This is a genomic window from Mesorhizobium sp. M0500, assembly GCF_040321165.1.
Lineage (GTDB): Bacteria > Pseudomonadota > Alphaproteobacteria > Rhizobiales > Rhizobiaceae > Mesorhizobium.
Genome location: NZ_JAMYRB010000092.1, coordinates 1 through 641, shown reverse-complemented (window position 1 = coordinate 641; position 641 = coordinate 1). Strand labels below are relative to the sequence as shown.

Below are 641 nucleotides of genomic sequence, written 5' to 3'. Positions count from 1 at the left end.
CGATCCTGGTGCGCTCGATCGTCGTGCCGGCCGCGCCTGCCTCCGCATGACGGATGGCGCGGCTTCGCAAATCGCACATGATTTCGTCACGTGAGATGCCGATGTCGCCAAGGACGTCATCGGGTAAACGGCTCAACTGGTCCGTTGCCGACAAGAGAGCTTTTCGCTCGGCGCGGAGGCGTAACCACCTGCGAAATGGACCAATGGCGGCAGCATGAATTATAACCATGATCAGATCGTCCCTTCATTGATCTGAATTGACCGGTACGGAACGGCGCGAACGGCACTCCGGGCGAGAGCGTCAGCCGTCCGCGAGGCAAATTAGGCGTAGTGGTCGATGGATTGGTTTTGCCGCGGCGTGCCCATACGGCGGGCGGTGGCTGGCCCCGGGCCACGCATGTAATAAAGCTCCGGGCGGTAGCGCGGCGCGACGAATTTGCGAAACCCCGCAGCAAGTTTTGTGACGGGAGCCAAGAATTTCATGACTGTTCCCTTTCCCTTCGCCGGCTTGCACACGAGCCGGCGGGCCTGACGTTGCAACAAGGATATGACAGTCGAACCAGGCTCGGCTGTGGGAATTCCCACACCGGGGAAAACATTGGCGAAATCCGCTCCCAGTTTGCATCCCGGAAAGCGGGGCC

General features: G+C 60.5%; 1 protein-coding gene. It reads right to left on the bottom strand.

The features are described from left to right. Positions 1-321: 321 nt before the first annotated feature. A partial coding sequence (locus tag NKI70_RS33890; RefSeq protein ID WP_352458952.1) for a hypothetical protein occupies positions 322-641 on the bottom strand: 320 nt, incomplete at its 5' end.